The 25,430-nt window shown below is 37.1% G+C and carries 20 protein-coding genes, 2 pseudogenes and 2 riboswitches; of the genes and pseudogenes, 7 read left to right on the top strand and 15 right to left on the bottom strand.

What is annotated here, in order from left to right; all coding sequences use genetic code 11:
- Positions 1 to 266: 266 nt before the first annotated feature.
- The 6 genes from CRI88_RS12245 to metE all read right to left on the bottom strand — a co-directional run bounded on the left by CRI88_RS12245 (position 267) and on the right by metE (position 8,364).
- Complete coding sequence (locus CRI88_RS12245) at positions 267 to 1,067, bottom strand: ABC transporter ATP-binding protein (protein WP_036126334.1); 801 nt, start codon at positions 1,065 to 1,067, stop codon at positions 267 to 269.
- A 10-nt stretch (positions 1,068 to 1,077) separates the two neighbouring features.
- On the bottom strand, positions 1,078 to 1,851 hold the full coding sequence (locus tag CRI88_RS12240; protein WP_036126337.1) for an ABC transporter ATP-binding protein: 774 nt from the start codon (positions 1,849 to 1,851) through the stop codon (positions 1,078 to 1,080).
- 11 nt (positions 1,852 to 1,862) lie between these two features.
- Positions 1,863 to 2,675: an ABC transporter permease subunit gene (locus CRI88_RS12235; RefSeq protein WP_036126340.1), complete on the bottom strand. Its 813-nt coding sequence runs from the start codon at positions 2,673 to 2,675 to the stop codon at positions 1,863 to 1,865.
- 1 nt (position 2,676) lies between these two features.
- On the bottom strand, positions 2,677 to 3,630 hold the full coding sequence (gene nikB, locus CRI88_RS12230) for a nickel ABC transporter permease (protein WP_036126343.1): 954 nt from the start codon (positions 3,628 to 3,630) through the stop codon (positions 2,677 to 2,679).
- 70 nt (positions 3,631 to 3,700) lie between these two features.
- Positions 3,701 to 5,314 (bottom strand): nickel ABC transporter substrate-binding protein, encoded by a 1,614-nt coding sequence (gene nikA / locus CRI88_RS12225; RefSeq protein WP_257982901.1) that lies wholly within the window; start codon positions 5,312 to 5,314, stop codon positions 3,701 to 3,703.
- Positions 5,315 to 5,703: 389 nt separating this feature from the next.
- A riboswitch (cobalamin riboswitch) is annotated at positions 5,704 to 5,896 on the bottom strand.
- Between the two features lie 170 nt (positions 5,897 to 6,066).
- The gene (gene metE, locus CRI88_RS12220) at positions 6,067 to 8,364 is read right to left on the bottom strand and encodes a 5-methyltetrahydropteroyltriglutamate--homocysteine S-methyltransferase (RefSeq protein WP_101966660.1); all 2,298 of its coding nucleotides are present in this window, start codon (positions 8,362 to 8,364) and stop codon (positions 6,067 to 6,069) included.
- Between the two features lie 179 nt (positions 8,365 to 8,543).
- Positions 8,544 to 8,722, bottom strand: a riboswitch (cobalamin riboswitch).
- A 555-nt stretch (positions 8,723 to 9,277) separates the two neighbouring features.
- Between metE and CRI88_RS12215 the strand changes: the two genes are divergently transcribed.
- From CRI88_RS12215 to CRI88_RS12205, 3 genes are all read left to right on the top strand, one after another.
- The gene (locus CRI88_RS12215) at positions 9,278 to 10,759 is read left to right on the top strand and encodes an Lsa family ABC-F type ribosomal protection protein (protein ID WP_101966659.1); all 1,482 of its coding nucleotides are present in this window, start codon (positions 9,278 to 9,280) and stop codon (positions 10,757 to 10,759) included.
- A 183-nt stretch (positions 10,760 to 10,942) separates the two neighbouring features.
- Positions 10,943 to 11,659: a DUF3888 domain-containing protein gene (locus CRI88_RS12210; RefSeq protein WP_257982900.1), complete on the top strand. Its 717-nt coding sequence runs from the start codon at positions 10,943 to 10,945 to the stop codon at positions 11,657 to 11,659.
- A 230-nt stretch (positions 11,660 to 11,889) separates the two neighbouring features.
- The gene (locus tag CRI88_RS12205; RefSeq protein WP_101966658.1) at positions 11,890 to 12,255 is read left to right on the top strand and encodes a hypothetical protein; all 366 of its coding nucleotides are present in this window, start codon (positions 11,890 to 11,892) and stop codon (positions 12,253 to 12,255) included.
- A gap of 219 nt (positions 12,256 to 12,474) precedes the next feature.
- Here CRI88_RS12205 and pdxR read toward each other — a convergent pair whose 3' ends face one another.
- Positions 12,475 to 13,890, bottom strand: a complete 1,416-nt coding sequence (pdxR, locus tag CRI88_RS12200) for a MocR-like pyridoxine biosynthesis transcription factor PdxR (protein ID WP_101966657.1) — start codon at positions 13,888 to 13,890, stop codon at positions 12,475 to 12,477.
- Positions 13,891 to 14,058: 168 nt separating this feature from the next.
- Here pdxR and CRI88_RS12195 point away from each other — a divergent pair, with 168 nt between their 5' ends.
- The gene (locus CRI88_RS12195; protein WP_101966656.1) at positions 14,059 to 14,676 is read left to right on the top strand and encodes an FMN-binding negative transcriptional regulator; all 618 of its coding nucleotides are present in this window, start codon (positions 14,059 to 14,061) and stop codon (positions 14,674 to 14,676) included.
- Between the two features lie 48 nt (positions 14,677 to 14,724).
- On the opposite strand, the gene CRI88_RS12190 is transcribed toward CRI88_RS12195, so the two are convergent.
- On the bottom strand, positions 14,725 to 15,243 hold the full coding sequence (locus CRI88_RS12190) for a spermidine/spermine N(1)-acetyltransferase (RefSeq protein ID WP_036126362.1): 519 nt from the start codon (positions 15,241 to 15,243) through the stop codon (positions 14,725 to 14,727).
- Between the two features lie 124 nt (positions 15,244 to 15,367).
- Here CRI88_RS12190 and CRI88_RS12185 point away from each other — a divergent pair, with 124 nt between their 5' ends.
- Positions 15,368 to 15,991 carry a YczE/YyaS/YitT family protein gene (locus tag CRI88_RS12185; RefSeq protein ID WP_101966655.1) on the top strand — a complete coding sequence of 208 codons (624 nt, stop codon included), beginning with the start codon at positions 15,368 to 15,370 and terminating at the stop codon, positions 15,989 to 15,991.
- Positions 15,992 to 16,210: 219 nt separating this feature from the next.
- On the opposite strand, the gene CRI88_RS22885 is transcribed toward CRI88_RS12185, so the two are convergent.
- Entirely contained in the window at positions 16,211 to 16,489 is a 279-nt protein-coding gene (locus CRI88_RS22885) for a DUF4304 domain-containing protein (protein WP_257982899.1), read from the bottom strand.
- Positions 16,490 to 16,904: 415 nt separating this feature from the next.
- Here CRI88_RS22885 and CRI88_RS12175 point away from each other — a divergent pair, with 415 nt between their 5' ends.
- Positions 16,905 to 17,819, top strand: coding sequence for a C40 family peptidase (locus CRI88_RS12175; RefSeq protein ID WP_058844408.1), 915 nt, complete (start codon positions 16,905 to 16,907; stop codon positions 17,817 to 17,819).
- 518 nt (positions 17,820 to 18,337) lie between these two features.
- Here the strand turns inward: CRI88_RS12175 and CRI88_RS12170 are convergent.
- Both CRI88_RS12170 and CRI88_RS12165 read right to left on the bottom strand, forming a co-directional pair.
- Positions 18,338 to 19,867, bottom strand: a complete 1,530-nt coding sequence (locus tag CRI88_RS12170; protein ID WP_036126369.1) for a DHA2 family efflux MFS transporter permease subunit — start codon at positions 19,865 to 19,867, stop codon at positions 18,338 to 18,340.
- Positions 19,868 to 20,424: 557 nt separating this feature from the next.
- A complete protein-coding gene (locus CRI88_RS12165) occupies positions 20,425 to 20,979 on the bottom strand; it encodes a helix-turn-helix domain-containing protein (protein WP_036126370.1) in 555 nt (184 codons plus the stop codon).
- 142 nt (positions 20,980 to 21,121) lie between these two features.
- Here CRI88_RS12165 and CRI88_RS12160 point away from each other — a divergent pair, with 142 nt between their 5' ends.
- On the top strand, positions 21,122 to 22,324 hold the full coding sequence (locus CRI88_RS12160) for an MFS transporter (RefSeq protein ID WP_058844409.1): 1,203 nt from the start codon (positions 21,122 to 21,124) through the stop codon (positions 22,322 to 22,324).
- A 418-nt stretch (positions 22,325 to 22,742) separates the two neighbouring features.
- On the opposite strand, the gene CRI88_RS12155 is transcribed toward CRI88_RS12160, so the two are convergent.
- The 4 genes and pseudogenes from CRI88_RS12155 to CRI88_RS12145 all read right to left on the bottom strand — a co-directional run bounded on the left by CRI88_RS12155 (position 22,743) and on the right by CRI88_RS12145 (position 25,273).
- Positions 22,743 to 24,083: a sensor histidine kinase gene (locus tag CRI88_RS12155; protein ID WP_058844410.1), complete on the bottom strand. Its 1,341-nt coding sequence runs from the start codon at positions 24,081 to 24,083 to the stop codon at positions 22,743 to 22,745.
- A pseudogene (locus CRI88_RS23215) lies at positions 24,080 to 24,292 on the bottom strand (winged helix-turn-helix domain-containing protein); the annotation flags it as partial. The gene CRI88_RS12155 and the pseudogene CRI88_RS23215, both read right to left, overlap by 4 nt.
- Before the next feature lie 80 nt (positions 24,293 to 24,372).
- Positions 24,373 to 24,718: pseudogene (locus CRI88_RS23210) on the bottom strand (response regulator transcription factor); the annotation flags it as partial.
- A gap of 12 nt (positions 24,719 to 24,730) precedes the next feature.
- Positions 24,731 to 25,273, bottom strand: coding sequence for a glycoside hydrolase family 73 protein (locus CRI88_RS12145; protein ID WP_101966653.1), 543 nt, complete (start codon positions 25,271 to 25,273; stop codon positions 24,731 to 24,733).
- Positions 25,274 to 25,430 lie beyond the last annotated feature (157 nt).

Here is a 25,430-nt window from a genome sequence, read left to right as displayed (position 1 = left end):
CTCCTTCCTTTAAGTTAAATTGATTATATACCAAATAATTTAAAAAAGTAAATAATAAAATTAATTTATTCAATGAAAATATCAATAAAGTTAATTACCTGATTAATATTATTAATAAAAAGAAAAACACCATTCTAATGCAAAATGGCGTTTCTTTAATAGATGACTCTTACTAATGTTTGGAGCAAATGAGGTAATCCAACTGGCCTCTATCATTACCAGCCCATACCTCCATGACCATTGTATACGTGTTTTCTATATTATGATCATTTCGTTTTATGTTTTCTTTCTCGCGGGTGTGAAGGCAAAATAGCATGATATAATTGTTGTGAAGCAGGATGCTCATATGCTCCATCCTTGCCAATCTCCTCCACTAGCCGACCATGCTGCATGACAAGGATACGGTCTGACATAAAACGTGTTGCCTGTAAATCATGCGAAATGAAAATGTAAGCAAGCTGTCGCTCTTTTTGAAGTGTTTGTAGTAATTGTATAATCTTTTTTTGTAAAATCATATCAAGACTGCTAATCGCTTCATCTAAGACAATTAATTTTGGCTTTAGCGCAAGAGCTCTAGCGATGTTGACTCGTTGCTGTTGCCCCCCACTAAGCTGCGAAGGATAGTTTTGAGCCATTGCCCTCTCTAACTCTACACAGTCTAGTAATTCCCTTACTTTATGTTGTCGCTCTGTTTTGCTAAAATGCTCAAAATTCAGAAACGGTTCTTCGAGTATTTCAAAAATCGTCTGCTTCGGATTAAATGAATGATAGCTATTTTGAAAAACTGCCTGTAAATCTCTACGTATTCTTTTTTTATGCTTGCTTGGTGCTTCGTATAAATTGACACCTTGAAAGAGTAACTCCCCGTTTGTTGGTCGTTCGATTCCTAAAATGATACGACCTAATGTGCTTTTTCCTGAACCACTTTGACCGACTATTCCTAGACATTCCCCCTCCTGAAGTGAGAATGACACCTTCTGTAATACGGGAACTTCCTGCTTACGCTGGAATAGAAATGGTCTTTGAGCGTAATGCATATCAATATTTTTCACGTCTAGCAGCGTCATTTTTTCACCTCTAAAATAGCATTCTTGCTTGTAATAGTTTCTTTGTATAGGCATGCTGAGGTGCATCAAAGAAATCATAGACATTCGTTTGCTCAATGATTTTTCCTTGATACATAACAGCCACATCGTCAGCTAGTTCAGCAATAACACCTAAATCATGTGTAACAAGAAGTATGGCAGCTTCTGTTTCTACGCGAATACGATCAAATAGTGTTAATACTTGTTTTTGATTGATCGTATCAAGAGCTGTCGTTGGTTCATCAGCAATATAGAGGGAGGCTTGTAGCGCCAATGATAAGGCAATCATCACTCGCTGTAGCATGCCACCACTCAACTGAAAAGGATAATAATGTAAAAGCTGCTCTGGATTTGGTAAATGCACTTTATGTAAGGCATCAAGAGCTATTTGTCTCATTTCTTTTTTGGTCAGCTTAAAGTGTGCCTTTAATGTTTCTCTGAAATGGCCTTCAATCGTTTGGATACGATCGAAGGCAGCGGATGGATTTTGCAAAATCATCGAAAGATGCCGCCCACGATATGCTCTTAATTGAGTAGCTGAAACATTCATTAAATTTTCCTGCTGATAAAGAACCTCCCCTTGTGTCACCTGTGCGATAGATGGTAATGTTTGCATGATGGCATGGCAAAGCATGGTCTTGCCACTACCACTTTCTCCTATGATTCCTAAGACACGCCCTTTATAGGCTGTCAGATTGATAGTGGATAATACATTTTTCTCCCCAATTTTGACGTTTAAATCTTTCACTTCTAAAACCTTCTCCATAACTTCCCCCTTCACGAATCAAACTTCTTTAAACGATTGGCTAAATGATTAAAGAATAACACCACTAGGACAATGGCAAGCCCAGGATAAAGCATTAAATCGGGATGCTGACGGATATATTGTTTCCCTTCATTTACCATCATGCCCCATTCTGGAATCGGCGACTGCACGCCCAGACCTATAAAGGAAAAGCCAGCGATTTCTAAAATGACTTTCCCGATATCTAACGCCACAATCGTGACAATAGCTGGTAGTATGTTAGGGATATAATGGCGAATGATTAATTTAATGCCTGTAGTGCCAGTAATCCTAGCAGCTTGAATAAAGTCTTTTTCATTCATCCCAATACATAAACTTCGAACCATTCTGGAGTAATAAATAAGCTGTGTAAAAATAAGGGCTATTAAAACATTTTTTAAGCTAGGGCCTAATACACCTAAAAGTCCAAATGCAAGTACCAGTGTCGGAAAAGCTAATAAAACATCACATATTCGAATAAATACCACATCGATTATACCTCTTTTCAACGCTACAAAGGCACCAAGTAGGACAGCTAAAACAATAGCAACGACTTGAATGAAGAGTGCGGATCCTAATGAATAGCGAATACCTAAAAGCATGCGAGAAAAGACGCATCTTCCTAAGTGATCTGTACCGAATGGGTAATCCCAGGAAGGGGCTAAAAATTTCTTAGTTATATCGACAGCTAACGGATCATGTGGCATTAAAATGGGTGCAAACAATCCCAGTAAGACAATGATTACAAGGAGGGATAAGCTAAATAACCCTAGAATAGGATCTCTTCTTTTTCGTAATCGCTTCATGTCAATCTCTCCTGTCCTTCATCATCAGATGAGGGTCCAATAGACGATGCAATACATCTGTGCATAGATTGGTCAACACATAGATCACAGCAATAATCAATACATAGCATTGTACAACGGGGTAATCCCTGTTCGTAATGGATTCGATTAAATACCTACCGAGTCCTGGCCAACTAAAAACTTGCTCCACAATTACAGCTCCACCTAGTAAACTACCGAGCGTCATACCTAATAAGGAAGTCAAAGGTATGGCAGCATTTCGTAACACATGACGTTTGAGGATTACAGAATTTTTTAATCCTCTTAGCTGCGCATATTGAACATATTGCTGCTGTAATTCTTCCTGGATAGTGGAACGAATAAACTGGATGAACAGACCAATGGTTGGCAATGCCAGTGCGAAGGCTGGTAAAACTAAATGAGCGAGTGTGCCCTTTCCGTTTGTCGGAAAGAGCCCTAATTTTAAGCTAAATAGATAGAGCAGTAGGAAACCTAACCAAAATGTTGGAATGGATACGCTCAATATGCTAAAGAATCTAATGATTTTATCGATGATGGCATACTTAGACAATGCACTCATAATCCCTAATGGTATACTGAATACTAAAATGAGGACAAATGCGGCAAGAGCTAATTCAATTGTTGCAGGTAATTTCGCGAATAGCTCATGTGCTACTGGTAATTTACTCACAAAGGATGTACCAAAATCTAGCTGTAAAACGCCTTTTCCCCATAGCAAATATTGAAGAACGAAAGGTTTGTCCGTCCCTAGTTCTTCGCGTAATGCCTGAACAGCTTCCTCGGTTGGAGCAACTCTTGCCAATCGTAGGATGACCTCAGCAGGCTCTATCGGTACAAAACGAATAAATACAAAGGTTAGGATGGAAACTCCTAGTAAGACAAACGGCAAAGTCAAAATTCTTTTTAAACAAAACATCCATGTCGATTCATACATGCTGTCACTTCCTACTCACTCCTATGATAAAGAGAGAGCTGTCTTTGCAAGACATACTCTCTCTTTTTTATTACTCTTTATCCATTTGTGCATAGGGAATATCATATTCAGATGCACGTGGAGCAAAATCCTTCATATATGGTTGATAAATTACATTATTTGTTTCGTAAGAGATAGGATAGAAAAGTGCTTGATCATGGAATATGGATAAAATATCCGTGTAAAGCTGCACTCGTTCCTCTTCATCTGTTCCCACTAATAATTGATGGATTTTCGTATCGATGTCTGTGGCGTTAGGTAAGCCTAATTTTGCCTCATAAACACCACTAGCATTTGGCGTAGCTGACTCATTTGCAAAGCTATGTGGGTCGGTTGGTGGTCCGTTTGTACGCCAGAAATTAATATCCACCTGATCATCCATTAATTTTTGAAGACCGACCATCACATCTGCACCTTCTAAATTCAACTGTACCCCTATTTTTGCTAGTTCACCTTGCATTAATTCCGCCATTGGCTTTTGGATTGCATCTGTTGCGATGTAGATTAAATCTAATGATAATGGTTGCCCGTTTTTCGAACGAATTTTTTCGCCCTTCTGTAACGTCCACCCTGCCTCATCTAGTAGTTGCTGCGCTTTTTCAGGATTATATAAGATTGGCGCTAACTCTATATTGGCATAAGGAATGGCATCCCAAAATAATGTGTTAGCCACTTTTTCTGTACCATGTGTAATACTGTCAACCATTTGTTCCTTATTGATAGCATATTGAATGGCCTGACGAACCTTTAATTCGGCTAACGGACCCGACTGAGTATTGAAGAGTAACGCTTTCGTAGACAAAGGCTCAGAGGTAGCGGTTTTGTATTTACTGCTATCTTTTAAATACGTATAGTTATCTAAACTAATGATGCCACGACCATAAATTAAATCTAATTCCTCGTTTTCAAATGCTAATGAAATCGATTCTGAATCTGGGATAATTTTAACTTTAATTTGTTTTACGAGAGGCTTTTCTCCCCAATAGTTTTCGTTGCGACTAAATAAAGCATATTCATCTTTTTTGTACTCGGTTAATACCCATGGACCTGTTCCAATAGGTGCCTTGATCGAATCTTGTGTCGCATCTCCGGCTGGAAATCCATTAGCCCCTAAAAAACGGAATGGTCTTACAAAGGCAAGCTCGTTTAAGACAGGATAATAAGGTTCATCTAATTGCAAGCGAATTGTAAAATCATCCACTTTCACAACCTCTTTCATATGGTTGACCATACCCATCCAAGAATGCATTTCCCGATCCGCTAATACTGCATTGAAATTACGAATCACATTATCTGCATTAAACGCAGTTCCGTCTGAATACTTAACACCTTTTCTTAAATGAAAAGTATAAGTCGTTTTATCTTCTGATATGTCCCAGCTTTCTGCTAGCTTTGGACTAACAGTTCCATCGTCGTTGTATTCCACCAAGGATTCATAGACCATCGCTTGTGCGGTCATTTGATTGGGTAAATATGTATGGGGGTTCAATGGGCCGACATCTAATGGCCACCCAATTGTTATCATTTTTTCATTTGTTTGCTGTGTTCCTGTCTCTCCCTTTTCTTGATCTGTGCTTGTACAACCAGCAAGTAAGCTGAAAGTTAACACAAGGATGAAGGGAAGTACATACTTAGTCAATCTCATTTTCTGTCTCCTATCTCTATTCGTGGTACAAATGAATCTAGTTATAGATAGATGGAAAGAAGGTATCAACAATGCGTTCAAATTTTTCGAGCTAACGAGTAGAAGTTGATTTGCATTGTGCTGACACCTTTTCAAAGTTTGTGATATCCGCTAGAGGCTTTAGGCACACCGACATTGCCACAGGACGTGGTGCTTTTTGACGTTCAGAGGGCATTTAAACAGCCATTGACTATTTATCTTCTTCTATAGAAAAAGAAGTCTTCTGTATGTGCTACTACAAAAACATTTGCTGAATCAAACTAAAAAAAACCTTATTCTAAAAAAGAATAAGGACAGAAAAACTTACAATGAGTAAGCCTCCATCCATCTCCCTATCTTTCGTAGATCATCAATGAATCTCCTTACAAGCAGGCATTCTGGCTCATGAATCATGATTTTGCTTCACCTTCCCAAGTAATCACTTAGTGGTATTTGAAACAAAACTCCTCATTTACAGCTGCGGGACAGCATGGGATTTACACCCATTTTCCTTTTAATTGAATGAAAGTCTTTTTCACTCAAACTTGTAATGATCGCTATGAAATTCGTTATAAACATAACATGCTCGATTGTTCACGTCAATTTTATTTTCTGAATATAATAAAAATCTTAAAAGAATGAAACAACAAAAGACCAGGTCCATTTTTTCCTGGTCTTTGTTGTATTTCGGAGAGAAGATGTAGTAGTTGTAGTAGATTTATAAAATGATGTCGTTATCTCGAGATAGATTGTTGTACTTCCTGGCGTAATGTTTTCGTTGCAGCAACCATATTAGCCAAAGCTGCAACAGTTTCAGTTTCTTTTCTTGTTTTTAAACCACAATCTGGGTTCACCCAAAATTGATGGGGATCTAACACCTGTAAACTATCTCTCATAATAGTTAGCATTTCTTCATTGCTTGGCACACGAGGACTATGAATATCATAAACGCCTAAGCCAATGCCCTTTTGATAAGGTTGCCCTTGCAGTGATGTAATGAGCTCCCCGTGACTTCTTGATGTTTCAATGGAAATCACGTCTGCATCAAGTGCACTAATCGGTTCGATGAAATCGTTAAATTCGCAGTAGCACATATGTGTATGGATTTGTGTTTCATCTTTGACACTAGCTGTAGCCAGCTTAAAGGAATTAACAGCCCATTCTAAGTAAGCTCCCCATTCTTCTTTTCGTAGCGGTAAACCTTCTCTTAGAGCTGGCTCATCCACTTGAATAATTGAAATACCTGCGTTTTCGAGTGCCTCAACCTCTTTGCGAAGTGCTAATGCAATTTGATAAGCGACATCTTTACGTGACAGATCGTCTCGTACAAAGGACCAATTTAATATCGTCACTGGTCCTGTCAGCATACCTTTTACAAAGCGCTTTGTTAAGCTTTGAGCATAGGCTGACTCTTTTACAGTTATTGCTGAAGACCACGCTACATCTCCATAAATGATCGGTGGCTTAACACAGCGTGAGCCATAGGAAACGACCCATGCTTTTTTTGTAAAGGCAAAGCCAGTCAGCTTTTCACCAAAGTATTCGACCATGTCTGTACGCTCAAATTCACCGTGAACGAGTACATCGATATCTAGTTCCTCTTGTATCGTAATCCAGCGTTTTGTTTCCTGCTCTATAAATGCCTCGTAGGCTTCATTCGATAATTGTTTTTTACGCCAAGCATTACGATTCCTTTTCACCTCATCAGATTGTGGGAAGCTTCCGATTGTTGTTGTTGGGAATAGCGGTAACGCTAACGCTTGCTGCTGCATCTTTTGACGCTGAGCAAATTCACTATGTCGTTCAAAATCTTGCGTTGTCACAGTTTGAACTGCTTGATGGATCAACTTGTTTTGACGGATTGGATGGTTTTTTAGAGCCTCAATTGCCTTCATACTTTCAGAAAAATTATGCTGTAAGATACCCTCTGTATCTCGTCTACATTTAGTTAGCTCCGTGATTTCTACAATCTTTTCATCTGCGAAGGCTAAAGCATGCTTCAGAACAGGGTCAATCTCATTTTCAAGAGCAGTTGTGATCGGTACATGTTGTAGATTGCTGGATGGTTGAATCCATAGCTCTGCTGCATTACTTAAATGTTCAATTGCCTGAATTGTAGCATTGACCTCCGCTAAGTTGGAACGCCAAATATCACGTCCATTAACAACCCCGACTGCCAATACTTTGTCCTGAGGGAAACCATATTGACGAAGTGACGCCATATTTCCTTTATAGCCATGAACAAAGTCTAGGCCAAATCCTTCTACAGGCAATGTAATCAATGTTTCATAGCTGCATAATGCTTCAAAATAAGTTTGCAGCATGATTTTCGCTTCTGGAACCGCAACGGCTAACTGGTCGTAAATCTCTTGCACAAGCTTGATGTCTGCTGGATCAAGGGTTGTGACAAGTGATGGCTCTTCTAGTTGAATCCAATTTGCACCTGCCTCTACTAATTCTTTTAATACTTGCGTATAGAGCGGTATTAGAGCTAATAAGTATTCAACCTGTGTGAATTTGCTATAGCCTTTTGTTAACTTGCAGAATGTATAGGGACCAATCAATGTTGGCTTTGCAATAATACCGTACGTTTCTTTCGCCTCTAAGAAATCGGCCAACACTTTATTTTCTGTTAGTTTCAAGGCCTGTCCCTCGTATTCAGGAACAATATAGTGATAGTTTGTATTAAACCATTTTGTCATCTCACTAGCTACAGCTGTTTTATTCCCTCTTGCTACGCTGTAGTAGGTAGATAAATCTACTTTCCCTCCCTGCCAGTTAAAGCGTTTTGGGATGAGACCAAACATTAATGCTGTATCTAACATTCTATCGTAATACGTAAAATCGCCAACTGTCACCATGTCGATGCCAAGCTGTAGCTGCTTGTCAATTCTAGCTAAACGGATTTTTTTTAAACTATCCTCAAAATCCTCTTCAGAAAGCTCGTTGCGCCAAAATGCTTCTAATGCTTTTTTCCATTCGCGATCTTCCCCGATATACGGGTAACCAATGAGTGTGCTTGTATAGGTCATTTTTATATCTCCTTTTCAGAAAAAAATAAAAAGCCATTTTCCAAGGAGGAGAATGGCTGCTAGTTGAAATTTTTAATGCTAAAACAATACGAAAAAAGTATCTACTTTCGCATAAATCATTTGTTATCGCACAGTGCCGATTTGGTCACTTTTCACCACCTATTTCCACGTAGGTATTTGGTGTGTACTAGAAATTGGCAGGTCTCCTGGCTTCTCATCAACACGCCTCACAGCCTTCCCGGTTTCCCAGTGGCCTTTGTGATTTGCTCCGAATAACAGTTGCGGGACAGCGTCGGATTTGCACCGACTTCCCTTTTAAGCCAAACCTTCATTTGGCACCAATTCTTACACATTATTCAATTATGCTCCTACTATAACATATCTTTCAGAATAGTAGAAATAATTTTTATACGATTATCTAAATTATTTCTATAATTATTGTAGGGTTTGGTTTAAGAAGATAAGGCTACATTGTATTCCATAAAAAAATTTGTTACTATAAAAATACAATTATGAGAGGACTGATGAATGGACAATGATGAACTAATCTATATTTTTATTTGAAATGAATCACTTCAAACGACAAAATATAGGATTAGTCTATCCATTTTTAACAATCAGTTTGCGTTTATTTGTCATGATGTCATTGGCAAATAAAGTTTATTCAGTGAGAGACTAATCCTTCCAATATCCAATTGGGGGGATTTTTTCTTGCTCTCATAGTTTATTCTGTATCTTTCATCTACCTAATAAAGGAGAGAAAAAAATGAGCGATTCTGAACCTATTGTGACGCATGTGATGCTCCGTATAAGTCGTTAGCATCCATCAACTTATACGGAGAAATTTAGCATAGATGGATGTACCGACTTTGTATAAAAGAAAAATGATTTGCTATACAAAGGAGGAATTATCATGTCAATGATACAAGTACAAGACTTAACGTTTTCTTACCCAAGCAGCTTTGATTATATTTTTGAGGGTGTCAACTTTCAGATTGATACAGATTGGAAACTTGGATTTATCGGTAGGAATGGTCGTGGGAAGACAACATTTTTTGATTTGCTATTAGGGAATTATGAGTATAGTGGGAACATCATTTCTTCAGTAGAATTTACTTATTTCCCCTATCCTGTTTCAGACCCAAATAAATATACGTACGAAATTTTTGAAGAAATTTGCCCTCTGGCAGAAGATTGGGAATATATTCGTGAAATAGCCTATCTAGATGTCGATGCTGAGGTCATGTATCGCCCTTTTCAAACATTATCTAATGGAGAGCAAACAAAGGTGTTGCTTGCAGCGCTCTTTTTAACAGAGGGACAGTTTCTATTAATTGATGAGCCAACCAATCATCTCGATACGGATGCACGAAAGACGGTCTCTAATTATCTACGCAAGAAAAAAGAATTTATTTTAATTTCGCATGACAGAGCCTTTTTAGATGGCTGTGTTGATCATATTTTATCGATCAATAGAGCCAATATTGATGTTCAAAGTGGTAACTACTCAACTTGGAAGTTAAATTTTGATCGACAGCAGGAACATGAAGAAGCAACTAATCAACGTCTGCAAAAAGATATTGACCGTTTAACGCAGTCTTCCAAGCGTTCGGTAGGTTGGTCTAATCAAGTGGAGGCTTCCAAAAATGGAACTACGAATTCGGGTTCTAAGCTGGATAAAGGCTTTGTTGGACATAAAGCAGCCAAGATGATGAAGCGAGCAAAGAACTTGGAATCTAGGCAGCAAAAAGCGATTGATGAAAAATCAAAACTGCTAAAAAATGTTGAAAAAACGGAATCTTTAAAAGTACAACCATTAGCATTTCCATCAAAAGACATGGTTGTTGTAACGGATGTATCAATTCAGTATGATGACAACTTTGTGAATCAGCCTATTAGCTTCAAAGTGACGCAAGGTGATCGTATTGTTCTCGATGGCAAAAATGGAAGCGGAAAAAGTAGTATCCTACAGCTGCTTCTTGGCAAGCCTATACAGCATACAGGCTCTATACATTTAGCTGCTGGCCTTATTATCTCCTATGTTCAACAGGATACTGCTCATTTGAAGGGATCGTTATCGGATTTTATTGAAGAGCATGCTATAGATGAGACGTTATTTAAATCTATTCTGCGGAAGATGGACTTTGAGCGGATTCAATTTGATAAAGACATCTCACATTATTCAGGTGGGCAAAAGAAAAAGCTGTTGATTGCCAAAAGTTTGTGTGAAAAAGCACATCTCTATATTTGGGATGAACCCTTAAATTTTATTGATATTTATTCGCGCATGCAGATTGAAGAGCTTATTCAAAGTTTTAATCCTACAATGATTTTTGTGGAGCATGACCAAGCCTTTCAACAAACCGTGGCAACGAAAACAATATCTTTGTCATAAAGGAATCATATAGAGAAGAGTCCATTTTCAAAATGGATTCTTCTTTTTAATGAAACCAAGTGACACCTTTATTATTTTTATCTTTAACTATAAAACGTTTAATAATTTTCTGTGATCGACGCACACTATAAAGGAATATTTTATAGAAAGGCTAGCAATCCCATGAAAAAAATCGCTACTTTAATGACTATAGTCACTATTTTGATTATGCCCAGTAAGATTTATGCACAAAGCGAACAAGCTGATGAGAAACTCATCACTGATACATTGATAACAATCCTTAATCCATTTATAGAAAAGGAAATTGACCATTACTACGGCTATCCTAAGCAGTATGGCTTGTATGATGCGAACATTTTGAACGTTATTAGGGAAAGTCAGTTTAGCTTTAGGGTTAACGTTCAAGTTACTACTTTTGAACATGCCCATTCCCCACCATATAGCAAGGAAATCATTACGTTTGAAATCAGTCCAACTGATGTGAACACCCTTCACTATAAACATGAGGCAGATAATGTAGAAAAAGCAATAGATGCATTCTATCGCACAACACTTTCAGACATACAGCAGAGCTTTAATTTGAATTTAGCCTCGTTCATTTCCTATCGATACAATCAATTGCAATACAAGGCTGAAATAAATAATGAAATGAAGCCTCTTGCTACGATTGCAGATGAAATAGCAAACAATATTTTATTTCCTGAGCGAAAGATACCCTATAAAAATGTAGTTGACCCTGTCACCTTTATCAAAGACAATACAGGCTATATGCTCTTTAAAAGGGCAGATGGGACCAATGTAAGCTATCAGCTGCAAAAGAAAGACGGCACATGGACCGTAATAAATAAAGCAAGTAAGCCAGGTAAGAAAATGCAGCATCAATTACCCTGGTATATATAAAGAAGAATGGGAAATGTAATTTTTCCGATTCTTCTTCTTTTGTTAAATAATTTTATAATTAACATTTTTTCTATCATCCCATTTGTGGGAACTCCTTAATGGCTAAATCTTTATTATCTTTATCGTTTGCATGGGTCCATTCCACATTATTGAAGGAAAATATTAAGCATTAAAATTTTTCTGAGAAAGTGTTATGATCAGAAAGGATTTATGATTGATGGAGGATTTAAATGAAGGTTGATTTTGAAGAATTATTACATGGTGTTTTTTCATCTTTGCATGCGATAGAAGGCGTAAAATCTGTCGATTGCATTCTTGAAGTTTTAAAAGATCGAATTGTTTTTCCAGAGATTACTATTTTGATACTGAATGCTAGGTTTGAATTGGTCTATTTGTTTAATGAACAGAAAGTAGTGTTTAAAACGTTAAGAGAAGCTTCGATTGATTCAAATTATATAGAAGAAATCAATTTAATTAATCAGCATTGTAGTTCCATTGAAAGTATTCTAAATGATTATATTAACACAGATACACTTAAGAATTATTCTTTAAGCCTTCTTTCCTTAAAGTATAAAGAGAAAATTCCGAATAGTTAATATTGTGACAAAGATAGCGTTATAAAAAATGGAATTTGGTAAGAGTTTCTTCTACCAAACTCCATTTTTTAAATCGCCAAGCATTACCATTTATGTTGAAAAAAGATGGTTTGTGCAATGCCAATAAAATATGCTGATTCCGCAATAATATGATTTAACACAACTTTTGCTGTTACATGCATAAGTACTGATCTATAGAAATAGAGCTTTCAAAGACAGTCACAACATGCTGGGGCTATCAAACCATGCATGTTTTAATAGCTTAATCCCCTTGTCAATCTCTTCTACCCCTAAATTTGCAAATCCAAGCAAAACTTTTGCGTGCTGTATGACGGAAGGATTGGCGTAAAAAATAGAGGTTGGGTATACTTTTACACCTACCCGTTTTGCTGTTTCAATTAGTTCTTCTTCAGACATTTTATTATTTGGTTCGAGTAGAATATGTAAGCCACTACTAGCCCCATGTATTTTCACGTTATCCCCTAATATTTGATGAATGGACTTTAGTAAAGCCTCATATCTTCTTTTATAGCCATTTCGTGTTTTATTCAAATGTCTCTCCCAATGCCCACTTTCCATAAATAACTGTAAGGTATGCTGATGAAGTCTCGATACAGTTTGAACATAGTAGTTGTTGTTATTAAATAAAAGGGTTAATTCCCTTGGTAAAACCATATAGCTTAGCTTGATGGAAGGAATCAATGATTTTGAAAAAGTGCCCATATAGATGACGCGGTCATTCGAATCTAATCCTTGTAGAGCAGGTATAGGTTTACCTGCATATCGAAACTCCCCATCATAATCATCCTCAATAATATAAGCATTTTCATCCTTGGCCCATTCTAATAATGCTAGTCTTCTTGAAATCGGCATGACCGTTCCGATGGGGAATTGATGGGAAGGGGTGACATAAACAGCCTTGACCCTACTATTTCTTAACTGGCTGATATGAATGCCATGTTCGTCGAGAGGGATAGGTTTCACCTTTATACCATGATCCTTAAACAAGTAACGAACGCGATAATACCCTGGATCTTCCATAGCAAAAAGCTCATTTCTTCCAATTAAATGACATACGATGCCCATTAGAAATTGCAAACCTGCACCAATGACAATTTGGTCTCCTTGGCATTGTACCCCTCTTGCTTCATAAAGATAGCTTGCAATGTAATTCCTTAATTCAAGCTCCCCTTGCGGATCTCCATATAAAAGCAGATGAGCCTGCTCTTCATTCAGGCTTTGCAGTGTTAATGTACGCCATATTTTATAGGGGAAATCTTTTAAATTGATATCTCCATAATTAAAGTTGTACCTAATTGAAGGTAGTTGTTGTTCTTGCGGAGTTGCTAACTGCGGCTCAAAATGATTAGAACTTGTTTGAAAATAGCCCCTTTCGAGTTCTACAACATAAAGCCCCTCTCGTTCTTTACTAATTACATAGCCCTCTGCAAGGAGCTGCTGGTAAGCTGCATCAACCGTGTTGCGACTAATCTGTAAATGTTTAGCTAAGCTGCGCTGAGACGGCAATTTGGTTTGAGCTAAAATATTTCCATTTTGAATTTCAGCTTTTATATAGCTATATAACTGAAGATAAAGTGGTTCTTCATTATGCAAGTTAGGTGTCATTTCGAGCATGGCTTATTGGCTCCTTTGAAAATAGCTTTACTGGCACTTTTAAGAGGTACCAGTGATTGATTATAATAAAATCTACATTGTAGAGGGGAAAATGTAAAGACGTGTAATCACAATAGTTTGTTTATTCAAAAAGCTCACAATGATTTGATGAGATAAGGAGAGGTTTGCATGTATGTTCCAAAGTACTACAAAATAACAGATTTTGAAGAAATCAAAGATTTTATTCAAAACAATGCCTTTGCGACAATTGTTTCAATTAGAAAAGGTAAACCAATAGCAGCCCATATCCCTGTACTGCTGAATAAAATTCAGGATGACTATTACCTGACAGGTCATTTAGCTTATGGAAATCCTTTATGGAAGACCTTTGAGGACGTGAATGACCTTCTCGTCATATTTAATGGGCCTCATGCCTATATTTCTTCCTCTTGGTATGAGCATGAAAATGTGCCAACTTGGAATTATCAAGCTGTCCATATATACGGAAAAGCAAGCCTTATGAACGGAAAAGAGTTAGAGCAAGATTTGACTAGCTTACTAGAAAAATATGAGAAATTCCGTGAAAACTCTGTTTTGTGGGATAAACTATCGCCTGAGCTTTTACAGCAAGAAATAAAAGGGATTAAAGGATTTAAAATAAAGATAGACGAAGTGCAGGCTGCCTATAAATTAAGCCAAAATCGTAATGCTAATGATTATGCCAATATTATTAGCGAGCTTTATAAAGAACAACAACCTCAAGCTGATGCATTGGCAGATGCCATGAAGAAAAATAGAAATGACTAATAAAAATGGCAGAAATGTTGTTTTATCAACGTTTCTGCCATTATCACTTTATTCGAGCGTTTTGGTCATGATGAGATCCATTTGTTCTTCATCCCCCATATAAAAAGAATGAGCACCTGTTTGAACAAAGCCAAGTTTCTTATAAAAACCGATAGCATGGTCATTTTTCTCCCAAACGCCTAGCCAAATGCTTATTTTGTTGTGTGCAATAGCTATTTCCATTGCTTTATTGATGAGGTATTTACCGAGCCCTTTGCCTTGAAATTTATGTCGAATATAAATTCTCTCCACCTCGAGTGACTCATCCCCCATTTGTTCGGATTGTGCCTCATTGACATTTACTTTTAAATAGCCAGCTACTTCTTCATCATCATAGATAAAATAGAAGGCTGAATCGACATTGGTCAATTCCTGCTCTAGCTGATGATCATGAAATGCACGCTCTAAATAAGCTTTCATATTATCAGGCGAGTTTTGGTCTTTAAACGTGTCATTGAATGTTTCGATGCTTATTTCTTGAAGCTTTTTTAAGTTTGCTAGACTACATTCCTCTAATTTAACGGTCATTGCTTCCACTCCCTTATCGTGAACTCTTTCTAGATTTTATATTGCAAATGCAACAAAAAGAGTATATAGTCAATTTAACGTAATTTTATTGTATTTGCAATAAAAATGAAAAGAGGGCTTTCGTTTGAAATATATCTTTTATGTAGTAGGCATTTTCATTTTAACGCTAGGTATTTCTCTAACAATTCATTCCAACCTTGGGACTTCCCCTTTTGATGCGGTTTTAGTCGGATTGTCTAATCATGTAGGTCTAACTGTAGGAAGCTGGGAAATCATTTTGGCTATCCTATTAGTCGGTAGTAACTCCATATTAGCTAGACAAAAGCCTGAAATAGTAGGGCTGATCACAGCATTTATCACAGGTATAGGAATTGATATGTGGTTACTGCTATTAAATGATTTAGCAATACTATGGTATAATCAGGTGGTTTATTTTGGCATAGGGCTAGTTGTGACAGGATTAGGAACGGCAACCTATTTACATACAAATTTTGCGCCAATTCCTGTAGACCGACTAACCTTAATTATAAAAGAGCTAACAAACAAATCGATTTTTTTCTCAAGAACGGTTATTTACCTCTTTTTCTTAGTGTTGGCGATGTTGTGTAAAGGACCAATCGGTGTCGGTACATTATTAACGGTTTGCTTAGGTGGCTTTATCCTGCATTTCTTTATGCCCATTACTGGAAGAATACTAGATACTCTACTGAATACGACTGTAAATGATCAAAATGGGAAACTGAAATAAAAAACCGGCTATTCGATGAAGAAGGAATTCTAGTTTTATGATAGCTACTCTTCATCAAGTTTCACACCAAATTGATTGAAGATAGCCTTATATTTTTTTCGAAAATGGCCCATCGCTGTTCAGTTCCATGCTTTTTCTGCCATTCATGATAATAACGCTTAGAAGTAGCATTTTTCTTAGACCATCCATATTCGTAGTAGGATGGATGGAAAATAGAGATCAGGTGGTACCTTCGACAATTGATTCAATTCTTGCTCGGAAGTGACATTCTGCTTCTTTTGATGCTGTCAGAATCTCTTTCGATTGAACGTGTGCCAACTCGGTTGCGTAAATATAGCAATTCATATAAAACATGTTATTAGCAGACTTTTGGAAATTGAACATATAGTTAAGATTGTCGGTTGTTTTATAGAAATTCAAACTTTTCTTGTTGTAGCCAAGCATCGAAAGGAATGGCTTGATGTTCTGTTTTATTAACTTATTAAAAATCTGCTGCAATAGAATCCCTCCTATCAGGTTATTAAGTAATGAGGTTCACAGGTTAATTTCATTTCCTGTTAAAATGATGTCCTTCTCTTTTGAATGGATTTTTTCATCTCTTGATTATCGACTAATTCTTCCCAAATCATTTGTCATAATTCTATGTTTTTATATTTTGTTCAATGGTTTTTGGTTTTTTAATATAGATGAAATATATAAAATAGCACTTATATCCCTACACATCCAATAATTTCATATATTTTTGGTAAAATTATCCGTGATTATTGCAGAAGTTTTACACAGTTAAAATTAAGGTTTCAATTTAGCTGTTTAGGGGTAATCGGTAATATTATTGAAAAATAACGCTTGTCTCTTTCATGCTATTCTTACTTTAGTTCAAAAGCGAAAGTTTTTTGAAAGGAGTAAGATTTAATTGAAGAAAAAATGGTTACTACCCATTTTCGCCTCATTTATGTTCTTCACAGGCATAGGTGTTCATGAAGCGAAAGCGGCAACAATAGCAGATATAACAAATACAGCAAAAGCATATATAGGTGTACCTTATCAATACGGGGGCACAAATATTAAGACAGGTGTGGATTGCTCTGCATTTACACAAATTGTTTTTTCAAAGCTAGGGATTTCACTAGAACGTACATCCAAAGCTCAATATCAGCAAGGTACTTCGATTGCTAAAGATCAATTGAAGACTGGTGACCTAGTATTTTTTAATACTTCGGGAAGTGGTATCTCCCATGTCGGCATATACATAGGTGACAACAGTTTTATTTCAGCTACTACAAGTTCTGGTGTTAAAATTGATAACATCAATGACCCTTATTACTGGGGATCTCGTTACGTAGGGGCAAAACGCGTGGCGAACTTCACTGAAAATGAGTTTGGAGAAGTAAAAGATGCTGAAATCGACTTTAGCGTTTATGCTTCACGTGGAGAAGTAGCTCTTAAACTGGCTAAGCAATTACAATTAGATACTAGTAGCACCAATTCAAGTTTTCCTGATGTAAAACCATCGTCTAAATATGCGGGTGCTGCTGAGGCACTTAAAAAAATCGGTGTTTTTACGGGGGATGAAAATGGCAAATTCAATCCAGGTTCTCCTATGACACGCGGTCAATTATCGAAAGTTTTAGTGGAAGCATTTCATTTAAAACAACAAGGAGCGGCAGAACAATTTGTCGATGTTCCAAGTGCGCATTGGGCAAACAATTATGTATCCATCCTCGCTTCCAATAAAGTTACAGTTGGTAAAGGTGACAATGTATTTGGGGTGAATGACAATGTTACACTCGTACAATTAGATGCTTTTATCCAACGATTAGCTCAATAACTAACTTCAAAGAGGTGTTTCATCTATGGATGAGACGCCTTTTTTGTTCTGTAGCTCCCCACCTCCAAAGCCCGCACTAATTATATTCACATCAAAATTATATAAATAGATTAAGATAAACGCTATATTAGCCGAACGTACCGAGCTAAATCGAGCCACTTTTTATTTGCATTTTATAGATATGAACGATCTATTAAAACAAGTAGTGTACGATATTTCCAACGATTTGTCGGTAAAAATAACGCTGACTTTGCAGATTGACACCCTTGCTTCAAAAGAAAAGTTTATATGATGTTAACGGACTTGATCGTGATAGAGAGAGTTTGCGAATCCTAAAGAAATAACATTATCAATGGATATTCTTGCTTCTTCTGTACTAGGAGTTGCTCAAAGATGGGATTCATTTTAGCTCTGAATAGATAGCCGGCCAAATTATTGAGTTGTATCGATAATTTTTTATAAATCCCCTTTATCCAAATAAAAATGGGCGTTGCTTAAGCTTAGCAACGCCCGTTTATTTATTCTTCCACTATTTTTTCATTAACTTCCCCACTAGCATGATTTTCATGACTAGGTTTAACTCGCTTAATAAAGAAGGCAAGGACGAGTGCAATCGCTGCAATCAATGTTGACAGGAAGAATGTATAAGTTATACCATGTAGCATGGCTTCGTTCATCAATTGTTGCTTTAATTCCGCAGCAGACTGTGACGTTGTTTGAGTTGCATTAGCACTCATATTGTTCATCGCACTTGCAGCTAATTCCTCTGCTTTGACAGTTGTTTTATTGTTCATAATCGTAATCAATACTGCTGAACCTATTGCGCCTGAAACTTGTTGTAATGTGTTGTTCATCGCTGTTCCATGTGGATTATTATGCGCTGGTAGCTGATTCAAACCATTTGTCATTACTGGCATCATTACCATGGACATCCCAAACATACGTAATGTATACAGCACCACTAGTGTAGAATAAGCCGTATCCATACTAATTTTGCTAAAGTAATACGTCGTCACAATGGTGATAATCAAGCCAAATACGGCCAAGCTTCTTGCCCCATATTTATCAAAAAGCTTCCCTGTAATAGGTGACATGATCCCCATCACAATCGCACCAGGTAGCATGAGTAGACCTGAATCCATTGGTGAAATACCACGGATTGTTTGAACGTAAATCGGCATTAAAATCATAGCTGAAAACATTGCCACCGAAATGACAATGGAGATGGCTGATGATAAGGCAAACATTGGATATTTGAAAATACGAAACTCAAGCATTGGTTCCTCCAGTCGTAGCTGACGAAGGATAAAGGTAATTAAAGCGAGCGTTCCAATAATGATCGTTCCGTATACAAGGGCATTATCCCATCCTTTTTCTCCAGCAGAACTAAAGCCATAAAGCAAGCCACCAAATCCAATACTTGATAAAATAAGTGAAATTACATCGAGCTTAATAGGACGTTGTGGCGTCACATTCTTTAATTTAAAGGCTGCGAAAATTAATGTTAGAATGGCAATTGGTAGTACAAGATCAAATAACATTCTCCAACTGTAATGCTCAATTAGCCACCCCGAAAGAGTCGGTCCAATAGCTGGAGCTGTAATCATTACGAGACCGAACATCCCCATTGCAGCGCCTCGTTTTTCGACCGGAAATGCAGTCAGCATAACATTCATTAATAGAGGCATCATAATCGCTGATCCTGCAGCTTGAATCATTCGCGCCCCTAGTAACACACCAAATGCAGGTGCAATACTAGCTAAAAATGTACCCAATGTGAACAAGGCCATCGCGGTAATAAATAATTTTTTATCCGTAAAGCGTTGAATGAAGAACGCGCTGGCGGGAATTAAAATACCGTTAATTAACATATAACCTGTTGAAAGCCACTGTACTGCCGTTGCATTCACATCGAATTCAATCATAATGGCTGGAAGCGCAATGTTTAGTAAGGTTTCATTTAATATAGCAACAAATGCCCCAATAAATAAAATGGCAATCATGCCGTATGGCGTTTTTGTCTCAACTGAAATGGTTTTCTCTGACATATAGTATCAGTCCTACTTTCTTTATCTTTTTCAATTTCATTCACATGTTTAGGAAGCCTTTCGATTACCTTTAAGTCCTTAAAAGATTTGAACTGCTTCGTTCATTTTTCCCCCAATCTGCTGTTTTGCCCCTGTTGATTTCATCAAAACCACCCCTCAAAAAAAAGACTATTAAAAGTGTTGACGAAGAATAGAATGTATTATATAATTAAAATAGGGATAATGCGCTGTATAATAAATATACAACGTCTATCTATATAAATTTATCATAAGACATGCTTTATTTCAATGTGTTTACATAAATTATTTTCACAAAAAAGTCGATTCCTAAACTATAGGAATGCGACTTTTTTCATTATATTTTTATTAAGCCTTCCCCGTTCATTCGTAAATGGTTGTGGCGATACTGATAAGGGGTTGCTTTAGAACAGGTATAACTGAGAAAATTAATGATACTTATTGTGTATTTGTATAACCTCTTTATTAAAAGTGGGTTCTTTCTATTTTTTACATCAACCTTTTTAGAGTCAGGTTTCTGCCTAGCTTTTGTGGGATAATTAGGGCGTTGTATACGTTAACGACAGCATTAAATGTACTTTTTCATTTGAGCGATTGATGTAAGTGTGAAGTTCTTCACCTTTAAATTTAATGACATCCCATTGGTTTAACTGATGGCATTTTTCTCCGACCTTCAGCTCTAATTGTCCATTTAACACAAGTACAATTTCTTCAGACCCTGCTAAGTGACATTCACTGTACTTACTATTTGGCTCGATACAGCCTCTATACCACTCTGATCCATGTGTTTTAAATAATGGTTCGACAAACCAGTCGTTATTATGCCCTGCAAATTGATACTCCGAGCCGAATCGATGGACTTCTGTATGTTCTTCAAATGTTAATAAAGAAACGAGTGGAATATTGAGTCCTCTACATATTTTCCACAGGATATTGACGGTTGGATTTGTTTCCCCTCTTTCAATTTTCCCTAATGTCAATTTACTAACATTGCTGACATTCGCTAGCTCCTCTAAACTCATCCTTTTGTTTTTTCGAATTTCTCTTAGATTAACCCCGACTTGACCAGATAAGTCAATATTTTCCTCATTCATTATGCGCACCCCTTTCATTGACTTTGTATATTAAGTATATTATAGTATACAAGTCGATAAATTATAGTTTATTTTTAAAATAAAAAGTTAATTATAGTATATCAAATAATCATCTATATTGACAAAAAGAGGTGTGCTTTCAATGATAGCAAAATCAAAAAATCTATATATTATTTGGAGCGTTTTTTCTTTATTCATACTCTCTATGAATCTACGAGCTTCCATTACATCCATCTCACCCGTGCTGAAAAATATCCAGGCCGATTTACAGTTGTCGAGTGTTGTCGTCAGTTTACTAACGGCTTTACCCGTTTTTTGTATGGGGCTTTTTGCACCACTGGCTGGAAAGTTAAGTGCACGGTGGGGCATTGAGCTGACGATTGCGTTATCGATTTTATTAATTGGCGTATCAACTGCATTACGTTTAGTAGCGACTTTCCCTTTTCTTTTATTATTGACAGCTGTCTTTAGCGGAATAGGCATTGCCATTACAGGTCCACTAATTTCTGGTTATATTAAAAAGCATTTTCCTAAATCCTCATCCTCGATGATTGGTGTTTATTCAGCTGGCATGGGGATTGGTGCATCTTTAAGTGCTGGCTTAGTTGTGCCTGTTATGCATGCTTTTCACCAATCTTGGAACATCGCTTTAGCGATCTGGTCTTTGTTTGCACTAGTAGGAATCATCGTTTGGATTCCTATTATAAAAAAATCACATCAATCACAAAACATAGCAGAGCAAGCTGTCAGTCAAAAAAGCCGACTACCTTGGGGAAATCGTTATGTTTGGCTTTTGATGGTGATGTTTGGTTTACAATCGGGTGTTTATTATTCCTTGGCAACATGGCTTGCGCCAAAAGTACAGGACATGGGTTATAGTGATGCATATGCCGCAACAACGGTTACTATTTTTTCTGTTATGCAAATGATTTGTAGCTTTATTATTCCAATTATCATTAATAATAGTGTGAAGAGAAAACCTTGGATGCTACTATGTGCTTTCAGCTCCTTTATCGGCATCCTATTATTAATAATTGGCGGGACTTCTCCAATTCTCTGTGCCGCATTAACGGGGATAGGTGCTGGTGGTTTATTCCCATTAGCTATGATTCTGCCTTTAGATGCAACGACTACACCAAAAGCTGCAAGCGAATGGACAGCCATGATTCAATTTGGTGGCTATATTATTAGTGGAATTATTCCGATGCTTGTTGGGGTCATAAAAGATGTCACTAATACATTTGACGTTGCCCTTTTCGCCCTATTAGTGGTAATGTTTGTTCTCATGCTGCTAACGTTAAAAGTGAGAACAAAAACCGATTCAACTATGCGTATACTTTCCTAATAGACAAAAGGGGGGTCACTTCATGTGACCTCCCCTTTTTCATGTTGAAAGATGATGCTAATCCCCTAAGAGTGACGCTGGCTTTACTCCAATCTTAAGTGGCTTTTTGTCTTTCTTACTAGTAAGTAGTAATGAATAAAATAGCACATCATTAGGAGAAGAATACGTTCTTATTTTCAATGTGAAGAAGTATTAGTCACAACAGCCATCGATAAAATGAGGGATGAACACCTTCATTTTTGCTAAAAGATATCACTTTTATTGATTTGTTGAGTTTCAATCAGCATAGATAATGGCTGCCCCACTTTACTCTGTTGCAAATACCTCTACATGTAAAGAAAATCCTCGTGGAAAACATTGTCTAGCTCCTCTATTGGAGGAAATAGTCCCCATCTACATCATTGTAAAGAGTAAGGCACTATCCCCTCTGCCAAAAATTAATTGTAAAGGTGATTTTCCCATCGGCTAATGTGGATTTAGTCGTGTAGCCTAATTGTTCAGCAAGACTTTTCACTGTGGCGAGACCGAGACCAGTTCCTGAAATATGCTTGTTTCGAGAGCTTTCCCCTACATAAAATGGCTGCCATATTTTAGAGATATCTGGCAGTGTAGTATCATTCGTAATTTCTAGCCTACCATGTGAATCGAAGCAGATGAATATGTCACGACCAGAGGTATATTTGACAGCATTACTGATCAAATTCTCTACAATAAAATGGACTTTCTCTTGCTCGGTGTTTAGCATGAATTCGGTTAGTTCTGATTGAAGAAAAATTTGTTTATCTCCTTGCAACGGCTGATAGCTATGAATGATTTGTTGCAGTAGCTGAATAACATCAAAGCTGGATACTTTCGAATCGTTTTCTTCAGTTCTAGCGAAATAAAGCATATCTGTGATGATTTTTTCCATTCGATCTATTTGCTGATGAATAACGGTTAAATAGGTTCCATCATCCATCCCATCTTCCATTCCACTTGCATATACGTTGATTAAGGCAAGAGGCGTCTTTAGCTCATGTGTTAAGCCTACCATAAATTGCTTCAAATCCAGATTGCGTTGCGTTAATTGCTGTTGGGCTGATTCCAGTGTTTGACTCATTTTATTAATGCTTTTGGCTAATTCTTCGATTTCATCACCTGTTTGAATGTTTGCCTGCTGAAAATTTAGTGCGCCAATTTCCTGTGCCACTTGTTGTAGCTCATTTAATGGATTGGTCAGCTTGCGAGATAAGAGGGCTGTCACCATGATAATTACTAAAATACTGGCAATTAAAAAGACGAAATTAAAGCGATTGATAAAAGAAGCAATATCCGTAAAATGAGCCATAGAGGCCCCAATCATTATAAGCTGGTTTCCCTCTTTGGCATAATGCACAAGAAAGCTCGATTTTTGTTTTCCTTGATCATACAGTTTGCCTACTATTTTTTCTCCAGCTATGTCTTGTAGCACTTCTTCTGAAACCCAAAATTTATTAAGAGCGATCTGTTCTCTCGCCAGCTGTAGTCTTAAATTTTCGTTCAGATTATCGATAGAGCCTTCAAGAGGCACAGTGATGATTGTGACATCAAATTGTCGTTCCACTAGGCTAGGTTCATCCTTGGTCTGATACGTTTCATAAGCGTCTGCTACTTTTTTATTTAACTGATAGAGATAATATTTAGGCAGAAAAAATTGGCTGACGACAAGCGAAATCGTAAACGTGACAATCACAACGAATGTGATATAAATGGTTAATTTAGTGCCAATTTTTTGCTTCATTCGCTTGTACTATAGCCAACACCTCTATGTGTTTGGATAATGTCCTCTCCTATTTTTTCTCGTAATCGTCGAATATGTGTATCGACGGTACGAGGATCTCCGACATATTCCAGTCCCCACACTAAATCTAAGAGCTGATCTCTCGTTAAGATTTGTCTGCGATTCTGGCTAAAAACGCGTAACAGCTCGAATTCTGTTTTGGTTAACTCAATTTCTGTCCCTGCTCGCCAAACGCGCTTGCTAGCGATATCGAAGGATACTTCCTTTAGTTGCTGGACAGACTCTATGTGCAGCAATTTTTTCACCCTCATAATGAGTACCTTTGGATAAAATGGTTTATGGACATAATCATCAGCTCCATCTGCTAGCGCTTGAAATTCATCCTCACCAGTGTCCCTTGCTGTAAGCATTAAAACCTTGATTTTTTGTGTTTTTTTCATCTCACGACAAACTGTAATGCCATCTATTTTAGGCATCATCCAATCTAAAATCGCTAAATCAATTTTTTGTTGATAAAATATCGCAAGTGCTTCCTCCCCGTTTATAGCAGTAAAGACAGTGAATCCCTCCCTTTGAAAATAGCTTTGTAAAATCTTTAACATATCTAATTCATCATCAGCAATGAGTATATTCATTTTATAGAACTCCTATTGATCATATTTTCCTAAATGATATTGTTCGATAATCGCAATTAATTTTTCAGGATATAAAGGGTCTGTCGAGTAATTGCTTTTTTTTAAGGCATAGGCTGCCTCTTGATAATTGGTTGCCTTCAGCACCTCATCATATTGATGGGCATTCCAGCTCGTTCCATTTAATAATAGCTGACGATGGTCCTTTAATGCACTTTTCCAATCAGGATAGGCTCGAAATTCAGCTTCGGTTGTATAGCTTTTATTGTTTTGATATTCCATTGTCGGCATTTTGATGGACTTCCCTTGATACCGTCCCTTTATCCCAAACAAATTATTGGCATTGACAGCCAATTCACTCCGTCCAAAATTGGATTCTAAAATAGCCTGCGCGATTGTTATACTAGGCAATATCTCTCCGTTTTGTTGATGTAATGCAACAGCGATTGGCGCAATGTCGTCGACAAATTTCATTTCATCGTTATTGTCCTGCCCACATAGTTTGGCTACGTACAAGCTTATCATTACTGCAAATAAGATGATGATTATTTTTTTCATAGTGTTTAACCTCAATTCCATTCATGTGATGCTTGTATCGTAAAACAACAATGTTACAGCCATTTGACAAAATATCATAAATGGCTAAAAAAAGCCCGCACCTTTGAAGGTACGAGCTAGTATTCATGTTATTTTTGCTTTGATGAATTTTTGTTAA

Source organism: Lysinibacillus fusiformis (assembly GCF_002845985.1).
GTDB classification, from domain to species: domain Bacteria; phylum Bacillota; class Bacilli; order Bacillales_A; family Planococcaceae; genus Lysinibacillus; species Lysinibacillus fusiformis_D.
This window is presented reverse-complemented; position numbering and strand designations above follow the sequence as displayed.